The 4,671-nt window shown below is 70.2% G+C and carries 3 protein-coding genes and 1 pseudogene; all 4 read left to right on the forward strand.

The features are described from left to right. Positions 1–252 precede the first annotated feature (252 nt). On the forward strand, positions 253–1,266 hold the full coding sequence (locus tag QH270_RS14025; RefSeq protein WP_280341847.1) for a cutinase family protein: 1,014 nt from the start codon (positions 253–255) through the stop codon (positions 1,264–1,266). Beyond that, a complete protein-coding gene (locus tag QH270_RS14030) occupies positions 1,263–2,387 on the forward strand; it encodes a lipase family protein (protein WP_280341850.1) in 1,125 nt (374 codons plus the stop codon). Before QH270_RS14025 ends, QH270_RS14030 begins: the two co-directional genes overlap by 4 nt. 76 nt (positions 2,388–2,463) lie before the next feature. After that, the gene (locus QH270_RS14035) at positions 2,464–3,966 is read left to right on the forward strand and encodes a cutinase family protein (RefSeq protein ID WP_280341852.1); all 1,503 of its coding nucleotides are present in this window, start codon (positions 2,464–2,466) and stop codon (positions 3,964–3,966) included. A gap of 120 nt (positions 3,967–4,086) precedes the next feature. Then, positions 4,087–4,671, forward strand: a pseudogene (locus QH270_RS14040) (hypothetical protein); the annotation flags it as partial.

Below are 4,671 nucleotides of genomic sequence, written 5' to 3' on the forward strand. Positions count from 1 at the left end.
CCCAACCCGCCCCCCACGGTGCGCCCCCCCCCCCCCCCCCCGCCCCCCCCCGCGGGGGCGGGGGCCCCCCCCCCCGCGACGGTGGGGGCAGCGCTGTTCACCACGGTCGCACCGGCGCCTCCCGCGGTCGCGGTGCCGATCAACGGGTGCCCAGCTCTGTTCATTCTCGGTGTTCAGGGCACCGGGCAGTCCTCGCCAACCGCCGACCCGCTTGCCGACACCGGCGTCGTCGGATCCTTGATCGGGCCGGTCGTGAATGCGGTACCTGCCCTCGTACAGCGCGCCTACATCGGCTACGACGCGGGATTCGGTGGCATCGTCCCCGGCGGGGGCTCCGACCCGTATGTGTCTTCGGTATCGGGTGCCCGGGCCAACCTCGACGCAGCGGCGCAACAAGTCATCGAGGCGTGCCCGGACACGATGCTCGCCGGTGTCGGTTACAGCCAGGGCGCCCAGGCAATGGCGAGCTTCGCCCGCGACGTCGGCGCCGGCAGCGGGCCCGTCCCGGCCGACCGCGTGGCGGGGATCGCGTTGTATGCCAACCCGGATCGTGGCGAACTCGAACCGGTCTTCCCCGGTCGGCCGGGGCAAACCGTGCCCGATCCCGCACCCGGTACGTCCGGTGCGGCGGTATCGGGCGTGCAGGTTCTCGCGGCCCCGGCGGGCGGTGCGGGGATCGCGACTACCGGCGACGGCTATGGAGCCCTCGTCGGCCGGGTTGCCGATATCTGCAGCGACGGCGACCTCGCCTGCTCGGCGCCCGGCCAGGCCTCGGTTCTGCGGTTGGGTGCGCAGCTCTTCGCTCAGGCGGATCTGACCAATCCCGCCGCAGCCTTGTCCACGCTGGGCGACGCGTTCTCCTCGGCGCTCGGCGAGGCCTGGAACACCGTGATCCTGCACGACTTCCACCTCGGTGACGGCACGGTCGACTACGCGCCCCAGGTGGGTTTGGGACAGCGGCTCGTCGATGCCGGTGACCCCCGCACACAAGTCCCGGATCCCGGTGCCGCGGCGGCACGGTGGAACGCGATCGCCGCAACGGTCGCCGCGAACCCACTGGTGCTGTTGCCCAGATTGCTTTCCCAGCTCTCTGGAGCCTGGGGCCAGCTCGCTGCCGAGAACACGGAGCTGATCAACCCGGTGACGTGGTTGCGGTTCGCCGACACGGTCGGACGCCACAACGGTTACGCCCTGACCGGGCAGTTGAACTCGGGTATCGCCTGGATGACGGCGTTGGCCCACGACATCGCGGGATCGCGGTCATGACCGGCACCGGAGCAGATCCGTTCCGCGCCAACACCGTGATCGGATTCGACAGCCCGGGAACGATCCTGCGCACCCGTGAGGTCATGGTGCCCCACATCGCTGGCCTGCGGCGCGCCTGGCAGGTGATCTACACGACCAAGACCACCTTCGGTATCTCGGTGCCCGCCTCGGGCATCGTGCTGGAACCGAGCGCCGCGACCGACAACGCGATCTCGGGGACGACCCCGGTGGTGGTGTACTGCCCGACCTTTCACGGTCTGGGTGGCCGCTGCGCGCCCTCGGAGCTGCTGGTCGACGGGAACGAACCCGACACCAGCAGCATCGCCGCCGCGCTCGTGCAGGGTTGGCGGGTCGCGGTCCCTGACGGGGTGGGCTTGGGCATCGACGGGCTCGGCCCGCATCATTGGCTGGCCAAGAAGGCCGGCGCCCACGCAGCGTTGGACCTGGCACGCGCGATCAACTCGCAGTCCGACGAGCCGAAACTCGAGGCGCCGGTCGCGGTGTGGGGCTACGCCGATGGTGGCCGGGTCGCTGCAGCGGCCGCCGAGTACCAGCCCGCCTACGCCCCCGAGCTCGACCTGCGCGCCGTCGCCGCCGGCGCGGTGATCCGCGATCCAGCCTCCCTGATCACCACCCTCGACGGTGGCCCGTGGTCGGGGCTGGCGTTCGCGGGCATGGTCGGGTTGGCGCGCGCGTATGCGCATCTGCCGGTCGATCACCTGCTGACCGACGTCGGTGTCCGCGCGGTGCGCGCGGCATCGGAAGCCGACGTGGCTGCGTTGCTGGTGGAGTTTCTCTCCCCGCTGGCGGCCTGGTGTGAGCGTCCGGACCCCTGGAACGACCCGGTCTGGCACTACATCCTCACTCACGAAAACCTCGGCACCACAACACCACTGGTTCCGATCCACCTGTATCACGGGTTGCTCGACGGGCTGGTGCCGATCGAGTCCGGACGCGCACTGTTCGCCGAATACACCTCCCGCGACGTGGCCGTGTCCTGGTCGGAATTCGACGTCACCCACCTCGGCGCGGCCGACCTCGGAGTCCCCGACGTCCTCACCGCATTCCGTACCGGATTCGCCCGCCCACCGCGCCATCACGGCGCGAACCCGACCAGCTGACCGGCCTGCCCGCACCACCCCCTCCGGTGGGGGCAGGCAAGGCCACCGTCTCGACAACGAATGGGAGTCGAAACCGATGAACCACACCACTGGGCGCACAGCCCTCGCGCTCGCGGCCACATGGCTGACCGTGACCGTCATCGGGACCACCCCAGCCCTGGCCGACACCAGCGCACCGGCACCAACGTCTACCTCGCGCGAACCCGCGACCGCAGCCTGTCCGGCGTTGTACATGCTGGGTGTCCAGAGTGGAGAGGAAGGTGCTGCGACCTCTGTCGACACCGGTGACACCGGGGTGCTGGGTCAGGCTTTCGGCCGGCTGGGTGCCGCCGTGGGCGCGGTGAGCGAGCGGTCCTACATCGTTGTCGGCGCCGAGGTGAACACGACGAACTATCCCGCCGCGGTGACCGCCGCAGCCGAGCAGATCGAACAGCGCGCCACCGAGGTCATCGACCGATGCCCCACGACCCAGATCGCGGTCGCCGGATACGCCCAAGGCGCCGCCGCAGCAGCAACCTTCGCGGAGGAGGCCGGGAACGGTCAGTCGCGGGTCCCGGCCGACAAGGTCGCCGCGGTGGCGCTGCTGGCCAACCCGGCGCGCCGAGCCGCGACCGGCGCTCTACCCGGCACGGACAACGCTGCGGTCCCGGCCGCAGCGCCGGGCACGTCCGGAACCGAGGTGGCCAAGATCGAGCTGACCAACGTCGGGCTCTCCGGCGCCGGAATCGCCGCCAGCGCGACCCCGGCGAACTACGGCTCGCTGATCGGGCGGGTGGCTGATCTGTGCGTCGCCGGGGACGCGACGTGTGATGTCCAGGCCGGGAGCCCGTTGCTGACCGCGGTCACCAACATCACCGCCCGAACCGAGGGCAAGGACCCGGTCACCGCGATCGCCACTGTCGCCCAAGCCCTGGCCTCGACCGCGTTCACCACCGCGGTCGGCGTCGTCAACGACGACATCTCCGGCACCAGCTTGGACCAGCTGTCCTACACCCCCACCCAGACTCTTGGTCAGCGCATTGCTGCGGCCTCCTCGCCGACTGCGACCACACCGACCGAGTCCGACGCGCTCTCGGCGTTGTTCAAGATCGGCACGATCGGGCTGAACGCCGTGGTGTCAGTGGCCCAGAAGGTGTTCACCGCCACGACCATCGCCGAACTGGCCGCCGTGGGGCTGTCGAATCCTGCCGCCGCGGTCGCGGTGCTCGGGACGAAAGTCGCCGATGCCGTGGTGGATCTGGTACCGCCGCAGTCGATCAGTACCTGGGTCAACGACGCGTTCGAGGCCATCATCTCCACCATCACCGAACCCCAAGACCTCTACACCACCTCGGCGACCGCCCAATACAGCGACGCCACCGGGCGACGCAGCAGCTACAGCACCGTCTCGGTCACCACCGACGGTGACACCCCGCTGGCCGCGACCACCGCCTGGTTCACCGCGATCGCCCACGACCTCACCGCCACCGTGACGCCATCGATGACGTACCCGGCTCCCACGTCCACACCAGCGAAGCCCACTGCCACGCAGTCTGGTTCGTCGTCGGCCACGACCAGTACGTCGGTGCGCACCCCCTAGACCCCTTCGGAGCACGTCGAGCCCTGTTCCTTCCCCCTGATCAGTGGCTCTTCCCAGCGGCGTGCTCCGAAGGGCCCAACCACCAACCGATCCACCCGACCGAGCGAGGAGGTGAACAACATGCCCACCGACGACCTGAGCCGCGACCACGGCCTCGACTGGCTCAACAAACCAGCAGATCCACAACCCGATCCAGAGGAGCCACGGCGGCTCGGCGAGCACGTCCACCGCCGAGCCAGACCGGCGCGCCGGTTGCGCGTCGTCGCGCTGAGCGCCGCCGCCGGCATCCTCACCGGCGCGGTCGCTGCGGTCGCGGTGGACATGCCGGGTAGCGACCCCACCGACGCGGCCGCCTCTGCAACACCCACGGCCTCGATCACTCCCACCTCGACGGTCGCTGCAACCGAGCGAGCCTGCGCCGGACTGAGCGCACGCACCGTGACAGCCGGGGCCGGGGACACCACGACTCTGGCGGGTGTGATCGCGGCGTTCGAATACGCCTACTACGTCACACGCAGCGCTGAGGACGCGCTGCGATTGGTGACCCCGCAGGCCGGAATCACACTCGAACCGCTGGCCGCCGCGATCACCGCGTTACCGGCCGACACCACCCACTGCGTCGGCATCACCCCCATCGCGGAGAACACCGCCGAGGTCCACCTGGTGGAACTGCATCCCGACGGCCGCCGCTTCGACTACCTGCAG

Source organism: Nocardia neocaledoniensis (genome assembly GCF_029868625.1).
In the GTDB taxonomy this organism is placed as follows: domain Bacteria; phylum Actinomycetota; class Actinomycetes; order Mycobacteriales; family Mycobacteriaceae; genus Nocardia; species Nocardia neocaledoniensis_A.